General features: G+C 48.1%; 18 protein-coding genes. 5 read left to right on the top strand and 13 right to left on the bottom strand.

From position 1 onward, the window contains the following. Nucleotides 1-69 precede the first annotated feature (69 nt). Both A596_RS22220 and A596_RS15845 read right to left on the bottom strand, forming a co-directional pair. Nucleotides 70-600: an FxsA family protein gene (locus tag A596_RS22220; protein WP_084128452.1), complete on the bottom strand. Its 531-nt coding sequence runs from the start codon at nt 598-600 to the stop codon at nt 70-72. 36 nt (nt 601-636) lie between these two features. Beyond that, the gene (locus A596_RS15845) at nt 637-1,659 is read right to left on the bottom strand and encodes a DUF481 domain-containing protein (RefSeq protein ID WP_235425753.1); all 1,023 of its coding nucleotides are present in this window, start codon (nt 1,657-1,659) and stop codon (nt 637-639) included. Between the two features lie 152 nt (nt 1,660-1,811). Between A596_RS15845 and A596_RS15850 the strand changes: the two genes are divergently transcribed. Together A596_RS15850 and A596_RS15855 are read left to right on the top strand one after the other, a co-directional pair. Continuing rightward, the gene (locus tag A596_RS15850) at nt 1,812-2,183 is read left to right on the top strand and encodes an MGMT family protein (protein ID WP_084128455.1); all 372 of its coding nucleotides are present in this window, start codon (nt 1,812-1,814) and stop codon (nt 2,181-2,183) included. 45 nt (nt 2,184-2,228) lie between these two features. Next, nucleotides 2,229-3,515 (top strand): AmpG family muropeptide MFS transporter, encoded by a 1,287-nt coding sequence (locus A596_RS15855; protein WP_039916497.1) that lies wholly within the window; start codon nt 2,229-2,231, stop codon nt 3,513-3,515. 136 nt (nt 3,516-3,651) lie between these two features. Here A596_RS15855 and A596_RS15860 read toward each other — a convergent pair whose 3' ends face one another. The 5 genes from A596_RS15860 to A596_RS15880 all read right to left on the bottom strand — a co-directional run bounded on the left by A596_RS15860 (nt 3,652) and on the right by A596_RS15880 (nt 10,049). Continuing rightward, nucleotides 3,652-4,134 (bottom strand): YajQ family cyclic di-GMP-binding protein, encoded by a 483-nt coding sequence (locus tag A596_RS15860; protein WP_039916498.1) that lies wholly within the window; start codon nt 4,132-4,134, stop codon nt 3,652-3,654. Between the two features lie 30 nt (nt 4,135-4,164). Continuing rightward, a complete protein-coding gene (gene ampE / locus A596_RS15865) occupies nt 4,165-5,148 on the bottom strand; it encodes a regulatory signaling modulator protein AmpE (RefSeq protein ID WP_039916500.1) in 984 nt (327 codons plus the stop codon). 55 nt (nt 5,149-5,203) lie between these two features. Continuing rightward, complete coding sequence (gene ampD / locus A596_RS15870; protein ID WP_052417586.1) at nt 5,204-5,767, bottom strand: 1,6-anhydro-N-acetylmuramyl-L-alanine amidase AmpD; 564 nt, start codon at nt 5,765-5,767, stop codon at nt 5,204-5,206. Between the two features lie 54 nt (nt 5,768-5,821). Further along, complete coding sequence (locus A596_RS15875; protein ID WP_039916502.1) at nt 5,822-7,303, bottom strand: AAA family ATPase; 1,482 nt, start codon at nt 7,301-7,303, stop codon at nt 5,822-5,824. A gap of 109 nt (nt 7,304-7,412) precedes the next feature. Next, nucleotides 7,413-10,049, bottom strand: a complete 2,637-nt coding sequence (locus A596_RS15880; protein WP_200882940.1) for a glycoside hydrolase family 3 protein — start codon at nt 10,047-10,049, stop codon at nt 7,413-7,415. A 203-nt stretch (nt 10,050-10,252) separates the two neighbouring features. Here A596_RS15880 and coq7 point away from each other — a divergent pair, with 203 nt between their 5' ends. Then, nucleotides 10,253-10,897, top strand: a complete 645-nt coding sequence (gene coq7, locus A596_RS15885; protein ID WP_039916504.1) for a 2-polyprenyl-3-methyl-6-methoxy-1,4-benzoquinone monooxygenase — start codon at nt 10,253-10,255, stop codon at nt 10,895-10,897. An 83-nt stretch (nt 10,898-10,980) separates the two neighbouring features. Here the strand turns inward: coq7 and A596_RS15890 are convergent, their stop codons facing one another. Next, nucleotides 10,981-11,400: an OsmC family protein gene (locus tag A596_RS15890; protein ID WP_039916506.1), complete on the bottom strand. Its 420-nt coding sequence runs from the start codon at nt 11,398-11,400 to the stop codon at nt 10,981-10,983. A 276-nt stretch (nt 11,401-11,676) separates the two neighbouring features. Between A596_RS15890 and crp the strand changes: the two genes are divergently transcribed. Then, entirely contained in the window at nt 11,677-12,312 is a 636-nt protein-coding gene (gene crp / locus A596_RS15895) for a cAMP-activated global transcriptional regulator CRP (RefSeq protein WP_039916509.1), read from the top strand. 65 nt (nt 12,313-12,377) lie between these two features. Here crp and trpC read toward each other — a convergent pair whose 3' ends face one another. The 5 genes from trpC to rpe all read right to left on the bottom strand — a co-directional run bounded on the left by trpC (nt 12,378) and on the right by rpe (nt 17,376). Next, entirely contained in the window at nt 12,378-13,175 is a 798-nt protein-coding gene (trpC, locus tag A596_RS15900) for an indole-3-glycerol phosphate synthase TrpC (RefSeq protein ID WP_200882941.1), read from the bottom strand. 33 nt (nt 13,176-13,208) lie between these two features. Beyond that, nucleotides 13,209-14,240 carry an anthranilate phosphoribosyltransferase gene (gene trpD, locus A596_RS15905; protein ID WP_039916514.1) on the bottom strand — a complete coding sequence of 344 codons (1,032 nt, stop codon included), beginning with the start codon at nt 14,238-14,240 and terminating at the stop codon, nt 13,209-13,211. A gap of 72 nt (nt 14,241-14,312) precedes the next feature. Beyond that, nucleotides 14,313-14,894: an anthranilate synthase component II gene (locus A596_RS15910; RefSeq protein ID WP_039916516.1), complete on the bottom strand. Its 582-nt coding sequence runs from the start codon at nt 14,892-14,894 to the stop codon at nt 14,313-14,315. After that, nucleotides 14,891-16,384, bottom strand: coding sequence for an anthranilate synthase component I (trpE, locus tag A596_RS15915; RefSeq protein ID WP_039916518.1), 1,494 nt, complete (start codon nt 16,382-16,384; stop codon nt 14,891-14,893). The genes A596_RS15910 and trpE overlap by 4 nt, the downstream gene beginning before the upstream one ends. 308 nt (nt 16,385-16,692) lie before the next feature. Further along, nucleotides 16,693-17,376, bottom strand: coding sequence for a ribulose-phosphate 3-epimerase (gene rpe, locus A596_RS15920; protein ID WP_039916520.1), 684 nt, complete (start codon nt 17,374-17,376; stop codon nt 16,693-16,695). A gap of 128 nt (nt 17,377-17,504) precedes the next feature. Between rpe and A596_RS15925 the strand changes: the two genes are divergently transcribed. After that, entirely contained in the window at nt 17,505-18,611 is a 1,107-nt protein-coding gene (locus A596_RS15925; RefSeq protein ID WP_039916522.1) for a DUF3530 family protein, read from the top strand. The last annotated feature ends 211 nt before the right edge of the window (nt 18,612-18,822 follow it).

Consider the following 18,822-nt stretch of genomic DNA (forward strand, 5'->3'; position numbering starts at 1 on the left):
CGAAAGCGGTGACAACCTATGTGGGGCTGGCTTTGGGGATTTCAACCGGAAAAATGAAAAAATCCTGAATTAAGGCTTTTTGGAATCGGACGGGTTGGAATTATCCTGTGACGGGGATTTTTCCTGCTCAATTAACACCCCGCCATGCGGGGTATCGGCATCAGTTCGTGCGGAGCCATCGTGATCATAAATATTACCCGCACCATACGGATCGCGGCCAAAAGGTGATTGTTGATTGGCAAAGCCGGCAGCGCGGATCGTCATTTTTGCCGCCCAACGCTGGATAAGTAAACGCCGGAACCAGGGAATAAAACAAATCAACGCCAGCGCATCGGTAATGAATCCGGGAATTATCAGTAAAATCGCCCCTATGGCTTTAAACAAACCTTCGGCAATTGCAACACCGGGTAATTCGCCAGTGCGCACCCCTTGCGCCGCCTTCAGCATGCTCGCCGCTCCCAGGTAACGCAGCAAATTCATACCAATAACAATCATTGCCACCAACCACAGGATAACTGCCAACGCCCCTACTTCATCGCCGATGACAATCATCAGCCAGAGCTCAAGGAAGGGAAACGCTAACAGGAGTAGAACACGCATTGGCAATCAATCCACAGCAATAAATGAAGGGCTAGTCTACCACTTGTAACTCACACCCAGCGACATACGGGTATCTGCACTTTTGCGGGTAGGTTGGGGTTCGTTGTCCCTCCAGTAATCAACTTTAAATTCTGAATAGATGCGCTTGAGGATCATCGAGCTCAGGCCCGTTGAGGTTTTCAAACGCCAGTTGGGTTTATCCTCTGTCGACTGCAACACTTCATTGTTATGGAAAAAACCCACTCCCCAAGGCATGGCGTAACGAAAATCCGTGGCGAGGCGAAACGCCATAAACTCATCCTCCGCGGCAAACTCATCAGAAATATGTTGCGGAACAATGTATTGCTCATCCATATAAGCAGCCCCGGTTTTTACCGAAAGTGCTGATTTTTGATTTTCAAAAAACTGATAACCCGCACCGGAACCCAAACTGCGGTAACTATCCATACCCCGCTGCGGATCAGCACCAGCGAGCAGGCTGTTATACCAAAACCAGTGGTCAGCCAAAAACCAATCGAGCGAATAACGGCTGTTCCAGCGATCTTGCGCCGGCGCATGATTCCAGGATGCCCGCGCAAACTCACCGCCGACTATATGGCGAAAATCACTGCGGCGAAATTCCATTTCAGTTTGTAAATTCCACTCATCGCGCACTTCATTACCGCGCGAATAAGCGCCCCACAAATTCAATCGCCCGCGATGCATAAAAGCGCCCTTTTTGTACTCCTCGTAGGGCATCAGTGTTTTAACAGTCAGTAACGATGAACGGCGAATACGGGAAGAATTTTCACATTGATAAACTAAATTTTCGCTTTCCATATTTTGCAGTCGACAAGCCGATTTGCTGCCATTAATTTTCAATGGGCGCTCTGATTGGATATTTCTGATCTTTGCTTTAGTGATCCATTGCTCGCCAAAATTGCTGGACTTCCACACGACATGCTCTCCATCCAGGCGAACCAACTCGCCTTCCAAACGGTCGCCGTTGGCTAACTCGATCACTCCTGCTTGTGCACTGAATGCAAATAACCAGCCGAATAAAATGACAAAATGCTTCACAATTAACCCGCCGGTTTTACCTGAATGGAGATATTCATTAAAGTAACCGGCATCCGGCGCTGCAATGTCAGAAATGTTAATAGTGTAAATATTGGTTAGGCTGGCGTTTAGGCGAGTTAATAGCGGTCAATTTTCCGCATTTTGGTAGCGCTATGAAAAAAACAGCAAAAACATCGACGAAAGTAGCAGATGCAGCAGAAAAATCGGTTGGCACAGCGCTCGCGCAAAGCAAGGCAGCGATTTATCTGGCATTGATGAATATTCCGGAAGGAAAGGTCATCGCCTATGGCCAATTGGCAAAACTGGCCGGTTTGCCGGGAAATGCGCGCCTTGCGGGAAAAGTGTTATCCGGTTTGCCAAACAATACCGAATTGCCCTGGCATAGAGTGATTAATTCGCAAGGGAAAATCTCATTGCCAGAAGGTTCGCCGGGTCACGCCGAACAAAAACGTCGTCTGGAAGCTGAAGGTGTTGTGGTTAAAAACAACAAAATTAGCCTGCGTATTTACGGTTACAATAATTAATCATCACCGGTAACCACCCACCGATTATTAAAAGCATCTCGCCCTATGACTTCATCACCCGATACCAACGAAAATAATTACAAAGGCTGGAGCGGAATAAAACGTGCGTTTGCTACGCCCTCTGCACTGACTTTATTTTGCCTTGGCCTGGGCTCCGGCCTGCCATTTTTACTGGTGGGCGGCATGACGCTGTCGACCTGGCTGCGCGATGTTGGATTTGAATTAAGTGTGATTGGCTTGATCAGCTTCGCCGGTTTTTTTTACGTACTCAAATTTTTATGGGCACCATTGATCGACAGATACAGCCTGCCTTTTTTGGGGCGTCGCAAAGGGTGGTTGGTAGTATCCCTCATAGTGCTAATTGTTTCACTGGCGGCAATTGCATTGCAGGGGCCAACATCATCGCTGAGCTTTTTCATTGTTTTAGTAGGTGTGGCCGCATTTGCCGGCGCAACACTGGATACGGTCATTGATGCTTATCGCATTGAGGTTGCACCGATAGAATTTCAGGCTGCACTGGCTTCAACGTATATTTTGGGTTATCGCATTGCGTTGATTTTATCCGGTGCAGTTGCTTTCTATATCGCTGAACTTTTTAGCTGGACCAGTGCTTATTTAATGATGGCACTATTTCTCGTCATTCCATTAATTGCCGCCATTATTTGCAAAGAACCAAACGCCGAACGCGCACTTGAAGCCCGCGATGTTCATATCATTGACGCATTTATAAAACCCTTCCAGGAATTTTTTTCGCGCAATGGTATCCTGCTGGCATTGGCATTATTACTTTTTGTCGGCTTGTTTAAATTGCCCGATCAAATGATCGGGGTAATGGCCGGACCTTTTTATTTGGACTCGGGTTATACCAAAGCAGATATAGCAACAGTATCCAAATTATTTGGTGTGTGGGTGGGAATCGCCGGCGCATTTCTAGGTGGGATTTGTATCGCCGCATTCAGTATGCGAAGCATGTTGGTAGTCGCCGCCATTATCGTTTCACTGTCGAACATCGCTTATTTATTGATGGCAAACAACCCTGGTCAGGAGTGGGCATTTTTTGCCACCATCAGTGCAGACAATATTTCGCAAGGATTTGCCGGTGTTGTGTTGGTTGCATTTATGTCCAGCCTGACCAACCAGAACTTCACCGCAACGCAATATGCATTACTTGCATCCCTGGCCAATTTGCCGGGGAAATTTATTGGTGGATTGTCCGGGTATATCGTTGAAGCAACGAGCTATTCCTGGTTTTATATTTTTAGCAGTTTGTCAGTAATACCTACCTTGTTAATTCTGGCCTGGCTCTGGAATCGACTACAAAAAACCGATTAGCTTGAGTAGCCCGTACAATAGGGAGTGCGATTAAACCCGTATCCGGCTCATCCCTTACGACCTACTTGCTCCCGCCAAAAAACAAAAAGCCCTGCTCAATGAACAGGGCTTTTTTGTAGCAACTGCGAATTAAAAATTAATCGCGGAAATTTTCAAACTGCATGGGCATTCCCAATTCCGCGGCGCGCAATGCAGCGATGCACTCCTGTAAGTCATCGCGTTTTTTACCGGTAACGCGCACTTGTTCACCCTGGATGCTGGCCTGGACTTTTAATTTCTTGTCTTTCACCAGCGCCACAATTTTTTTGGCCAAATCTTTATCAATACCGGTGCGCACAGTGACTTCACGCTTCACTTGTTTGCCGGCACTTTTTACCTGGCCGATTTCCAGGCAACTCACATCAATACCATTTTTTGCCATTGCTGGCCTGAGAATGTCCAGCATTTGATCAAGTTGCATTTCAGCATCAGCCGTGATGGTAATTTCGTATTCCTTAAGTTCGAAACTTGCATTTACGCCTTTAAAGTCAAAACGATTGGTAATCAAACGCTGGGCCTGATCAACCGAGTTGGTCAACGCGTGTTTATCAACTTCCGAAACCACATCAAACGATGGCATAACTAACCTCAATCAATTTCAAATTAAGCTTTAAACAATCAGGGTGGCGAAAGCGATAGCACATACCCAGAACAACAATGAACGAGTATAGAGCGGCACACTGGATTTAATTAATGCAAATGAATACGCCGGCTCAGTGTGGGTAGTCACTACATCACCCGTGAGATCTTCAATAATATCCTGGGTTTCCTCTTCCATTTCTTCTTGCAGCTCCGCCTTTTGTTCCGGATTCAATGTTGCCAGAATTTCAGTCGAGCTTTCTGTAGGCGCACCCAACGCACCGCGCAAGCATTCATTTAACACGTGCTCGGACGAACTTTGTACATCCAGTAAATTGTTGCGCAACGGACAAGTTTCAAAGTTGCCCACAAACGCCCAGGTAAGCCCCATCAAACGTACCGACGGAAACTCCAGCAACCATAACCATTTGCTCGCCATTTTCGCCGCATCGCTGTCATGCTCGGAAAAATCGCGGTACAAAACACTCAAGCGATATAGCAATGCTCCGAACGGGCCCGCAATAAAAAACCAGAAGAGCACGGCAAACGTACGTTCAAAACCGCGATAGGCGATAATTTTTAATGCTTCTGTATGTAAGGTGCGCCAATCGGATACATCGCCTACCACCGGGTCCACATCACTGTTCCCACGCACACGATCCAGCAATTGAGCAGCAGCCACCGAGTCACCTCGTGTGGCTAATTCAATATATTCTTTTACATCTGCCACTATATCGCCGCGCCCCAGGCTGTAGAGCAATACAACGGAGTAGAGCAAAAATAACCAGATCCATGATTTATCAAACGCCTGGTTAATAATCACAAAGATAACAACCAGCACCGCTAGCGGAATTATCAGTGAAAGTGCCAAAGGCAATCCTGCCACCGATGAAAAACCGGGCACCTTTTGCAGGCGATTAATTAGCCAGCGGAACCAACCATCGTAGTGCAACACACTGGCTGATCCCAACCAATATACAATTCCAAGTACTACGACCAAACTGAGAAAAATCATAATGGTTAACTCTTGAGGTTTAACGCTTACACGGCTCGTGAATTAAAAACCAGGTTCACAAGGATGCAGAAAAACGCGGCCAATCAAATGCGGGGCCCGGATCTGTTTTGCGTCCGGGAGCGATCTGCTCATGGCCAGTAATACGCTCAGGTGTAAGTGTAGGATAAGTCAGCAACAGCTGGCGAGTCACTTTCGCCAGCGTGGCATACTGTTTATCGGTGTACGCCAGGGTATCCGTACCTTCCAATTCTATGCCAATTGAATAATCGTTGCAGTTGGCTATGCCGTTAAAACTGGACGTACCCGCATGCCATGCACGCTGGTCAAACGCGACAAATTGCGTCACGTTACCGTCGCGTTCGATGAATAAATGCGCAGAAACCTGCAAAGCAGCAATTGTTGCAAAATAAGGATGCCGGCTTGCATCCAATTGATTCTGGAAAAATTGCTGCACATATCCACCACCAAATTCCCCGGGCGGCAAGCTGATATTGTGAATCACCAGCAAACTGATTGGTGTATCGGGCGGACGCTGGTTGAAATTGGGTGATGGTACTTTGCGCGCAATGTTTAACCAACTATCAACAATGGCGATGTCTTGTTCGTTCGCAGTTGTCATTGTTAAACCTGATTTGCTCTCCCCAAATGAGAGAGCGCAACTAAAGAAATGAAATTACGCAGGAATTGTGCGATCTTCGGCCCAAACACGCAACTGCGCAATCTGTTCTGCCATAACAACCGATAGCGGACTGGTTGCTGCAATTTCATGCAGCAATATATCTGTACTTATCGGTTTACCTTCTGCAGATGCAGAATAAAGCGCAGCAATAATCACCTGCTCAATTTCCGAACCGGAAAATCCCTGGGTTGTGAGGCTTAATTTTTCCAGATCAAAACCCGGCAATGGGCAACCGCGCTTGCGCAAATGAATTGCAAAGATATCTTTGCGTACCTCCGGACCCGGCAAATCGACAAAAAAGATTTCATCCAGGCGACCCTTGCGAATTAATTCCGGTGGCAGGCGCGAAATATCATTACTGGTCGCTACGATAAATACCCTTGTGCGCCGCTCCGCCATCCAGGTTAATAAAGTGCCGAGTAACCGCTGCGATACACCATTATCGTTACCATCCTGCGCCATGCCTTTTTCAATTTCATCCAGCCATAACACACAAGGCGACATTGCGTCGGCCAACTTTAAGGCTTCGCGCAAATTGCGTTCGGTTTCACCATGGAATTTATTGTAGAGCGCACCTACGTCCATCCGCATTAACGGCAGGCCCCACAAACCGGCAACTGCTTTCGCCGCAAGGCTTTTACCACTGCCCTGCACCCCCAATAATAAAATCCCTTTGGGTCTGTCGAGTTTAGAGTCGTCATCGCTAAACGCCTCGCGGCGCGTTAACAGCCAGCGTTTTAAATTGTGTAAACCACCCACATTGGAAAAATCTTCCGTTTGCTGTTCAAAGCTGACCACACCTTCCATATCGAGCAACGCAAATTTTGCTTTATTGATGCGCGGCAAATCATCCTCATTCAAAGAACCATCATTCCAGATAGCGCCGCGCACCAAACGGCGCACATCGCTGGCATTCATGCCCTGCAAATTATTCACAAGTTTTTTAAGTGTAATGTTGTCCGTTTTGACACGCGCCCCCATATGGCGATCAGACCAGTCTTTGGCTTCATCGCGAATAATTTCCATGATTTTATCGTCATCAGGCAAGGTCAACGCATAGCTCGCACTGTAACGCGATAATTCAGCGGGCAAGCGCAATTGATGGCTCAGGAAAACCAGCGTGTGGGGAATAGCAAAGTGATTGAGTGCAATATCTTTTAACAACCGTACAATTTGCGGCTGGTCAATAAGGAACGGATGAATATCACACAACGCATACATGCCCGGTTGCATTTGCTGCTTGATATGACGAAGCATTTCTTCTGCTTCATTTAATTCAGTACCTTTGGGAACCAGTTGCGGACCAAAGTTCAAACGCGATAAACCATCAGTCACAGACCAGCGATGCAAATCCTTGCTATGTTTGTTAGCTACTTTCAGCAAGACATCCAGCGCTTTCTTTTCTTCGTAGGTTTCGATTACCAATAATGGTATGCGCGAATCCAGTAACAGTTTTATTTCATCAACATCTTGCACGCTTGTCTCCTTTCGATCCGACCGCGGTTATTACCACCAGCCGTTACAGTTGCAGGAAACAAGCATGCAGCGACAACCAACACCTTGCAATCAATTTTTACCCAAACTGTTAAGGCGCCATGACTTCAATTACTTGTTGGACGCGAATATCGCTGCTGGAGGCTCCGACCTGGATCTCATAACGGCCGGGATCAACGGCGTAGGCTTTTTTCTGCTCGTCGTAAATCAGCAAATCCCTGTCAGGCTGCAAGGTAAAATACAGCGAACGGGATTCGCCTTTATCCAAATGCACTCGCTGCACTGCACGTAATTCTTTTAATGCCCGTGAACGTTGCGGTTGCAGCGGTTTAACGTATACCTGCACCACCTCATCGCCCGCCCATTTTCCGGTATTTTTTACTTGCAATTGCAGGTTAATTTTCTGTTGTGCTGTGATACGGGTTTGATCGAGTTTCAATCCGGAATAATTAAACCGCGTGTAGGACAGTCCAAAACCAAATGGATAAAGCGCGTCGCCGGCAAAATAACGATAGGTGCGATTTGCCATGGAATAATCTTCAAAAGGTGGCAACTTTTCATCCGCCTTGTAGAACGTAACAGGTAAACGCCCGGCGGGGTTGATATCACCAAACAATACATCCGCGACCGCATTCCCCCCACGCTGGCCGGGATACCAGCTCATTAAAATGGCGGAAAGGTTTTTATCTGCCCAATCAATTGCCATCGCCGAACCACCCGTCAACACCATGACAATGGGTTTTCCAGTTTTGTGTAACGCTTCCAATAATTTTTGCTGGATGGAGGGTATGCGAATATCAGTGCGATCTCCGCCGGCAAAGCCGGGATAATTTACTTTCATTTCTTCCCCTTCCACATCGCCGGTTAAACCGCCGGCGAAGACAATAACATCCGCATTTTTTGCAGCGGCGATTGCTTCATCAAATGGGGCTTTGCCTCCAGGCAAACGCCAGGCGAGACGCACTTCAGCATCGCGAATATCTTCAAAATATTCCAGGGTAATGTCATATGCTTTGCCAGCGTGCAATTCAATTTGCGCACTATGGCTGCGCAAACGCTCAGCCAATTGCCATGAATCGATTATTGTTTTTCCATCAATTTTTAATCGCACGCCATCATTGGCACTGACATTTAATTCGTACACACCGGAAACCGGGGGCAATAATTGCCCAGTCCAGCGCACACTAAAATTATCACCAGGCAAACCGGCAGTCGCGGCAATTTCTCCGCGCGCAACAAATGAATCTGTAGGTGCCCCACGATCCCAGCGAAAAGCAATACGAGAATCCACACGAGCCAGCACCGGTTTTCCAGCAAGCTCTACACCTTTGAAATATTCACCGTGTAAACCTTGTTCAGTTGAATTCGCTGAAGGACGCAAATAAGCGGGATCAATTACCGCAGCCGCACGTGGATCTTCCCGCCCTTCCACCAGGTCAACGCCACGCGCATACACAACCTGTGTATCCGGCGAAACCGCTGCGCGAATTCCCTGTAAAATAGTGACTGGTGCAGCTGGCGTACCGTAATAATTACCGAGCAGCGACATGACCTCATCCGCGGTGGGGCCGACAACTGCAATATTTTTTACCGATTTTTTTAATGGCAAAATGCCATTATTTTTTAATAACACAAGCGATTGTTGCGCGGCTTTGCGTGCAAGTTGATCATGCTTGGGGGATTGATTAACTGAGTAAGGAATTTGCGCCCAGGATACATCAGCAACAGAATCAAACATTCCCAGGCGAAAGCGTGTTAAAAACAAACGGCGCAACGAATCATCGATTTCCGCTTCGCTCACCAAACCTTGCTTAACGGCATTCACTAACGCGTGATAGGTTTTTCCACAATTTAATTCAGTGCCTTTTTTAACACCGAGGGCCGCCGCTTGTTCAGCCGTCTTAACAATTTTGTGATGCAGGAAAATATCTTCAATTGAATCGCAATCAGAAACAACATAACCGGTAAAACCCCAGTCCTTGCGTAAAATATCAATTAATAAACGCTGGCTGGCCGATGCAGATTCCCCACCAACGCGGTTGTAAGCGCCCATTACTGAGGCAACATTTCCCTCCTGTACCAACGCTTTAAATGCAGGTAAGTAGGTTTCATATAAGTCGCGTTCACTTGGAGAAACGTCGAAATGATGGCGATCGGCTTCAGGGCCGGAATGCACAGCAAAATGCTTGGCCGTTGCATCGGTTTTGCGATATTTAGTGGTTGGTGCACCGGTGTAATCGCCCTGCAAACCTTTTACAAACTCAACGCCCATACGGCTGGTGAGGTAAGGGTCTTCGCCGTAGGTTTCCTGGCCGCGCCCCCAACGTGGATCGCGGAAAATATTGATATTGGGCGACCAGAACGTCAGCCCCTGATAACGTAAACGCTGGTCGCGGCGAGCAAATTCATGGTGTTTCGCACGGCCTTCATCGCTAATAGCGCGGGCAACTTCGCCAATCAACGCCGGGTCAAACGTCGCTGCCAAACCAATCGCCTGGGGAAATACCGTGGCATCACCGGCGCGCGCCACACCGTGTAGAGCTTCGTTCCACCATTCATATCCAGGCACCCCCAAACGCGGAATCGCCGGGGCATCATTGAGCATCTGCGCCACTTTTTCCTCCAGCGTCATGCGCGCTACAAGATCAGCGGCGCGCATTTCAAACGTACGTGAGGCATCTTTATAAATAGCATCATGGATTTGAATCGGTGGCGGCGGAGCTGCCACAGCTGACACCAAGCCAGATGTCGCAAGCATCATTGAAAAAACGCGAAAGGAAAAACGGAAATACATGGAAAAAAGCCCCGTTAGCCAGAAAAAATTTATTATTTTTTGACTATATTCAGGGCACCACTTGTATACAAGTAAATTAGGGTTAAGCCTGTGCGGGATTTCTGTTTTAATAACACATCTTCTGCGGAGAACTGACCATGTCCCGACACCTCAGCCTCATCGACAATTTTATCATCAACGCTGACCGTGCATTGCGTACCCTCGCAGCAGGTGGCGATATGACCTGCGAGCGTCCCTCACCTGCTCGACCACTTGATGAAGCAGACCTCAGTGATAGCGAGCGCAAACAAGCTGCTGCCCTTATGCGTGTGAACCACACCGGGGAAGTCTGCGCACAAGCGCTCTACCAAGGCCAGGCGCTTACCGCAAAATTGCCGCAAGTGCGAAAAGAAATGGAACATGCGGCAGAGGAAGAAATTGATCATTTGGTATGGTGCCAGGAGCGAATCGATGCATTGGGTAGCCACACCAGTTATCTCAATCCGGTTTGGTATGGGTTGTCTTTCGCGATTGGCGCTGGCGCTGGCCTGGTAAGTGATAGAGTCAGTTTGGGATTTGTGGCAGCCACGGAAGACCAGGTGTGCAAACATCTGGAAAGCCATCTGGAGCAATTGCCAATTACTGACTTGCGCAGTCGTGCAGTCGTAGAACAAATGTTGGAAGATGAAGCGCGCCATGCAGATATGGCATTGAGTGCAGGTGGTTACAATTTCCCTACGCCCGTGAAAGGAATAATGACACTGGTTTCAAAAGCAATGACGCAAACCAGTTATTACATTTAAAAGCTATCGGACAGTGTCAATTTTTTTGCCGGAGTTGTTTTAATGCAACTCCGGCAAAACAAAACCCGCAAAAATACCGCTAATCAAGCCTCACGAATTTCATAAGAATGAGTAATCTCTACCCCGCCCGCTTCCAGCATAATTGACGCGGAACAATATTTGGTTGCCGATAATTCAACAGCACGCTTAACCTGCGCTTCCTTCAATTCCTTACCGGTTACCAGAAATTTCATATGGATTTTGGTAAATGGCGAGGGCACACCTTCAGCACGTTCTGCATCCAGCTCGCAACGACAATCAGTAACTTGTTGGCGGGCCTTGGTCAAAATGCTCATTACATCAAACGATGAACAACCACCCAGCCCCAATAACAACATTTCCATCGGGCGTACGCCGGTATTGCGACCACCATGATCCGGCGGGCCATCCATTAATACAGCGTGACCACTACCCGATTCTCCCAGAAATTGGGCACCATCAACCCACTTCACAACTGCTTGCATATTCATCCACCCGGTATTTACCGTTCATTTCGAGAAGGCGCGTAGCCTACCATATTAAAAGTGCAAAGCCGAAATGTCGCATTATTCAACATTTACCGTTATGCAAGTCATTTTTTCTAGACAATTCAATTAACTAGGCTTATAACTGCATCACAAATTTTCAGGATGTTACGGCTCCTCTATAGCCGCCAAGCGTCCTTGTCGTCATAATAAATTTCATATGTAAATTAATCATATAAAAATCTCTCAACCATTACAAAAATCAGGAGCCACACCTTGGTCGCTGTCTCACTAACACCGCACATTAAGAATGTGGAAGAATTTCTAGTTCATTGTCACCGTCGCCGTTATCCCGCCAAAAGCACTATCATTTACGCGGGCGACAAGAGTGACTCCCTGTATTACATAGTCAAAGGGTCAGTGACCGTACTGATTGAGGATGACGAAGGCCACGAAATGATCGTTGCCTATTTGAACGATGGCGACTTCTTTGGGGAGATGGGCCTGTTCGATGAAAAAGATTCCCGCAGTGCCTGGGTTCGCGCAAAATCCGAATGTGAAGTTGCCGAAATCAGCTATGCCAAATTCCAGGAAATTTCCGAATCCCATCCGGAGTTTTTATTTGCCCTGGGCAGCCAGATGGCCCGTCGCTTGCGCGCCACTACACGGAAAGTGGGCGACCTTGCCTTCCTCGATGTAACTGGTCGTGTTGCGCGTACACTGCTGGAACTGTGCAAGGAACCCGATGCAATGACTCATCCCGATGGTATGCAAATCAAGATTACTCGCCAGGAAATTGGTCGTATTGTTGGCTGCTCACGTGAGATGGTTGGTCGCGTACTCAAGACATTGGAAGATCAAGGCCTTGTGTTAGTGAAAGGTAAAACGATGGTAGTTTACGGCACGCGTTAATTGCCTGACCAGAATAAAAAAATAAAGCCCGCACATGCGGGCTTTATTTTTTGCGCCGGAGAAAATCAGGCAAAGAATTCCGCTAGCGCCTGCCCCGGTTCTGCTGCGCGCATAAACGCTTCGCCAACCAGAAATGCATGCACATTTTTATCGCGCATGGCTTTTACATCGGCCGGAGCAAGGATTCCGCTTTCGGTAACCACAATCCTGTCATTGCCAATTTTATCCAGCAGTTGATAGGTGGTATCCAGCGTTAAATCAAACGTATGGAGATTGCGATTGTTAATACCGATTAATTTGTTGGGCAATTCCAATGCGATATCCAGCTCGCGCTCGTCATGCACCTCTACCAATACATCCAAACCGATTTCATGGGCAAGCGCATTAAGTTCTTTCAGCTTGGCCGTTTCCAATGCGGAAACAATTAACAGCACGCAATCCGCACCCAACGCACGCGCTTCGTAAATGTGATATTCATCGACCAGAAAATCCTTGCGGATTACCGGCAAACTCACCGCAGCACGCGCTTGTTGTAGATAACTATCAGCGCCCTGGAAAAAATCCACGTCTGTTAATATCGATAAGCACGCTGCACCACCTTTTTCATAGGAGCACGCGATTTCATCCGGCACAAAATGCTCACGAATAACACCTTTGCTGGGCGATGCTTTTTTAATTTCCGCAATAACTGCCGCTTTACCTTGGGCAATTTTGGTTTCAATCGCGTTGACAAAGCCACGTGCAGGCAATTGAGCCGCTGCACGACTTTTTAATTCATCAAGTGAAACACGCGCTTTTCGTTCAGCAATTTCTTCCCACTTACGGGCGATAATTTTGCGTAATACGGTTGGTGTATCAGACATGGAATTTTCCAATTAACATTTATAAAAGTTCGATCATTCAAGGTACTGGGTAAACGCCGCCAGCTCGCGAATTTTTTCTCCAGCAAGACTGCTACCGATAGCATCGCGTGCCATTTCCACACCGTCAGACAAGCTGCTGGCAACACCGCTGACATAAATCGCAGCGCCGGCATTAAGCGCGATAATATCAGCCGCTTTTTCAGCGTATTGACCACGGCGATTGCCAAGCGCATCGCGGATTAACAACAGCGAATCTTCCGCATTCGTCACACTCAAACCGATCAGGCTTTTGGATTGCATGCCAAAATCTTCCGGTTTAATAATGTATTCGCGGATTTCGCCATTTTTTAATTCTGCCACCTGGGTTTCAGTAGCGAGACTGATTTCGTCCAGCCCATCTTTAGCGTGAACAACCATCACATGCTCACTGCCCAAACGACCGAGAACTTCGGCCATAGGTTTGCACAGCTCACCGTTAAATACACCGATCACCTGGCGTTTTACGTTAGCCGGATTGGTCATCGGGCCAAGCATATTAAAAATGGTGCGCATGCCCAGTTCCTTGCGCGGACCAATGGCGTGACGCATTGCACTGTGATGGGCCGGTGCAAACATAAAGCCCACACCGATTTCTTTTACGCAACGCGCAACTTGTTCAGACGTGATATCCAGTTTTATTCCGGCGGCTTCCAATACATCCGCACTGCCAGTCGAACTGGACACCGAGCGATTGCCATGTTTCGCAACTCGTCCACCCGCCGCGGCAACAACAAATGCGCTCGCGGTAGAGACGTTAAACAAGTTGGCACCGTCGCCGCCGGTGCCACAGGTGTCCACCAGATAATCAACATCAATGCTGACCGGTGTAGCCAATTCGCGCATCACCATCGCCGCACCGGTAATTTCATCGAGCGTTTCGCTCTTCATGCGCAACGCTACCAGGAAACCGCCAATTTGTGCCGGCGTTGCACCGCCGGTCATTACCTGGCGCATCACTGCAATCATTTCTTCTGTGGTCAGATCAAGTTGCGCAACCAGTTTTGTTAACGCTTGTTTTATATCCATTGCCTGTTACCTTTTTGTCAGTTGCCCGGTCCAGGAACCGGCCTCTAGAGTCTTGTGTCAGGTTGATAAAGTTTAATAGGCTGTTAAAAAATTGCGCAGCATGTCATGGCCATGTTCAGTCAAAATTGATTCAGGGTGGAATTGCACTCCCTCTACCGCGAGAGTTTTATGTTTCACTCCCATAATTTCCGCCATGCTGCCATCTTCATTTTGTGTCCAGGCAGTAATTTCCAAACACTCGGGAATGGATTCTTTTTCAATAACCAATGAGTGATAGCGCGTGGCCTGGAATGGATTTTTTAATCCTTTAAACACCCCGGTGTTGTTGTGATATACCGGCGATGTTTTTCCATGCATCACAAAAGGCGCGCGAATCACTTTGCCACCAAATGCCTGGCCGATACTCTGGTGCCCGAGGCAAACGCCGAGCAAAGGAATTTTGCCGGCAAACGTCTGGAGCGTTTCAATGGATACGCCCGCCTCATTAGGCGTACAAGGTCCGGGGGAGATGACAATTTTTTCCGGTGCAAGCGCTGCAATTTCTGCAACAGTGATTTCATCGTTGCGCACGACTTTTATCTCTGCGCCCAACTCACCAAAATATTGCACCAGGTTGTAGGTGAAGGAGTCGTAGTTATCAATCATTAAAATCATTTTGCGCCCCCTTTTACTGCTGCTTCACCGATCATATCCACTGCTTTGAAAATCGCGCGCGCTTTATTCATGGTTTCTTTCCACTCCAATGCAGGAATCGAATCTGCCACCACACCAGCGCCAGCCTGGACATACAATTTGCCGTTTTTAATTACTGCGGTACGAATAGCAATCGCGGTATCCATATTGCCGTTCCAGGAAATGTAACCAACAGCGCCGCCATAAATACCGCGCTTTTCACTTTCCAGCTCATCGATAATTTCCATCGCGCGAATTTTCGGTGCGCCGCTCAAGGTTCCCGCAGGTAATGCTGCACGCAGCACATCCATTGCACGCAAACCGTCATTCAATTTTCCAGTGACGTTGGAAGTAATATGCATAACGTGAGAGTAACGCTCTACCACCATTTTATCAGTCAGTTTTACACTGCCCACTTTTGCAACACGGCCAACATCGTTGCGGCCCAAATCGATCAACATCAAATGCTCGGCAATTTCTTTGGGATCATTGACCAATTCAACTTCAAGCGCTTTATCTTCTTCTGCTGTTCGGCCGCGACGGCGGGTGCCGGCGATTGGACGCACAGTTACTTCGCCATCTTCAAGGCGCGCAAGAATTTCGGGGCTTGAACCAACCACGTGGTGATCACCCAGATTCATAAAATACATATAGGGCGACGGGTTCAAATTGCGCAGTGCGCGATAAAGATTGATCGGTTCGCCACTAAAATCAATCGACATACGTTGCGCAACCACCACCTGCATGGTGTCGCCGGCGAGAATGTAGTCCTTGATTTTATCGACGTAGCGATGGAAATTTTCTTCGCCGCAATTAGAAGTAAACAGTGGTTCGCTGTTACCGTTATTACCCAATGATAAAGCGGGCGTTGCCGGCGTTTCGCCGCGCAGTTTTTTCTCCAGTTCATCCAGGCGCGCATTGGCTTTGGCAAACGCGTTTTCAATTTCCGGATTGGCGTGGATCACAAAAATTAATTTGCCGGCGAGGTTGTCAAATACCAGTACTTCATCGGAAACACTTAACAAAATATCCGGTGTGCCAATAACATCTTTGGGCGTGCTGGATTTTAAATGTGGCTCGACATAGCGCACACAATCGTAACCAAAATATCCAACCAATCCACCCGTAAAGCGTGGCAAACCCGGCAATTCCGGTGCGCGATAACGTTCTTTAAATACTTCGACAAATGCCAATGCATCGGCACAGTGATGAGTTTCAACAACCGCTCCATCGCGCTCGACAGTTACCGTTTCACCAAAGGCTTTCAACACCGTGCGTGCCGGTAAACCGATCATGGAATAACGGCCCCATTTTTCGCCGCCTTGTACCGATTCAAATAGATAGGAATAAGGGCCTGCGGCCAGTTTCAGGTAGGAGGATAAAGGAGTATCCAGATCGGCCAATACTTCACGCATGACCGGAATACGGTTATAGCCTTGCGCGGCTAACTCGATAAATTGTTCGGAATTCATGGCATTACCTTTGGGCTCGCCCTGCTCTTTTATTTAGAAGGGGGCAAGCTGTTTCATATTATTGAAATCGGTTCAGGTCTCCGTTGCGACACAGCTAACTGAAATTCATAGCGCAACAGAGAAAGGGCGGACTTTGCTCAGGAACAGAGATGTCTGGCAAAGCGATAGGAACTAGCGGCGCCATCGGGCGACGAGGTGGGTAGCGCACTCTGTAGTGGTAAAAGTTGCGTGTATCACGAGGAGTTTTCCTGTTTGAATTGAGGGCAAGTGTACTGAATTATTCAGCCACTGCCTACCCTCAAACCGGCTTATTCGACTAATGCTAATTGCGCACGCATATCCGCAATCGCGCGGGCATAATCGGGTGCATTAAAAATGGCAGAACCAGCCACAAACGTATCGGCCCCGGCTTCGGCCACTGCGCGAATATTGGTTATCCCTACCCCACCATCAACCTCCAAACGAATAGGTAAACCGCTGGTATCAATCAAGGTACGGGCTTCGCGTAATTTATCGAGGATATAGGGAATAAATTTCTGGCCGCCAAAACCTGGATTCACTGACATCAACAGGATCATATCCAGCTTTTCCATCACATACTTGACCTTATCAAGTGAGCTGGCGGGATTAAGTACCAGGCCAGCCTTGCAGCCCTTATCTTTAATCAGCTGCAGCGAACGGTCCAGGTGGCGAGTTGCCTCCGGGTGAAAGGTAATAAACGTTGCACCGGCATCGGCAAACTGGACGATCAGGTCATCCACCGGCTCGACCATTAAATGCACATCCATGGGTGCGGTGATGCCGTAGTTGCGCAAGGCCTTGCACACCATTGGCCCCAATGTCAGGTTGGGAACGTAATGATTATCCATCACATCGAAGTGAATGATATCCGCTCCTGCAGCCAATACCGCATCGACCTCAGCGCCCAGGCGCGCAAAATCGGCAGAGAGGATAGAGGGCGCAATTTTGTAATCCCGTTTAAAGTTCTGCATAAATTAAAGTTCTTTGTGAATATCCCGATATTTGTAGTAGCTGGCGCAGGTTGATTGTAGAGATAACGCCATTTATCAAATCATTTTACGTGATAAGGTTTATAACCAAAACCCGATAAGCTAACAGAATGCAGCCAATCAAACGTTCAATGCCAATAAAAAACCTTAATGTACTTGCTTATTACGCCAGTGCAATCTGCATTGGTATAGCATTCAGTCTGACAACTTATGCCCAGCAACCTGCTGCGGCAGATCAATCCAGCGAAGCGACGGCCAGCACACAATCGAGCGCTGCATCCTCAGAGCCACCGCTCTATGAATCGCGCGATATACGCGATAAAACCCTGATCGCTAATGCCGCCGGGGAGCAGGCGCAGTGGCTGGATACAGAGTACGGCAAGCTATTGGCGTTTTATCGCCCGACTGAAGCGAAAAAAACTCACGGAGTGCTAATTCTGTTTCATTCCGCAGAAGACCCACAAACCTGGCCGCCCATCCTGGAAAACCTGCGTGCAAACCTGCCACGCTATGGCTGGGAAACCCTGGCTGTAACCCTGCCGCAAAAGTACCCGGCACCAATCCCCGGGCGCCCAAGCCCGGCTAGTGCCAGCTCCAGCGCAGCAACCACAAGCGAAGCGGCACCGGCACCGGCACCGGCTGCATCATCGGCGAGCGCTGAACCGGCAAGCCAGGCTTCGTCTTCCTCCTCGTCACAGATACCAAGGGATACTTTGATTCAGGCTTATGTACAGGCCACTTTCAAGTTTCTTCAAGACAAGGGCCAATTCAACGCGGTATTACTGGTGGATAACAGCTCTGCCAATCAAGTGCTGCAACAACTATTACCGCAAATAAAGGAAAACCCGAGAGATCCAGCTACTATTGACGGCCCCATCCAGGCGTTAGTAATTACTAATTTACAAAACCAGGAGCCGCTCAATACCAGCGAATTGACCTCGATTTTTGCCAATAAGCAATTGCCGGTTCTGGATGTTTTTTTTAACCCCGATGATGCCGACCAAACCACAGCACGTGATTTACATCGCGCAGTTGCTATGCGGCAAAAATTGGACAGCTATATCCAGGCTTCATTAGATAGCCAACCCAAAATTGTGGAAGACGACCCACGCAGCTTTTTGGCAGCACGTGTGCGTGGCTTTATGCAGCGGCATGCCAGTGGGACTGAAGTACAAGGCGCGAGCGAAAATAAAGCGGGCGGACAAACCAAACCCTAAAGAAAAACGGGATCAATCTTCACGATTGATCCCGTTTTGTTGATTACCCATCGTGCATCCTGCACAGACCGGGCGTCTCCCTCTTGCATGACAATTAACTAAGGTGAGCAAAGAATTAGGCGCTTCCCTTGACCCTACGTGGTCAACCTACCCTCCCTGACGACCTCCTTGTTAGAAGCCATTTTCAAGTAAATGGCTTTGTGGCGATAGT

This window comes from Cellvibrio mixtus subsp. mixtus J3-8, assembly GCF_000766945.1.
Taxonomy (GTDB): domain Bacteria; phylum Pseudomonadota; class Gammaproteobacteria; order Pseudomonadales; family Cellvibrionaceae; genus Cellvibrio; species Cellvibrio mixtus_A.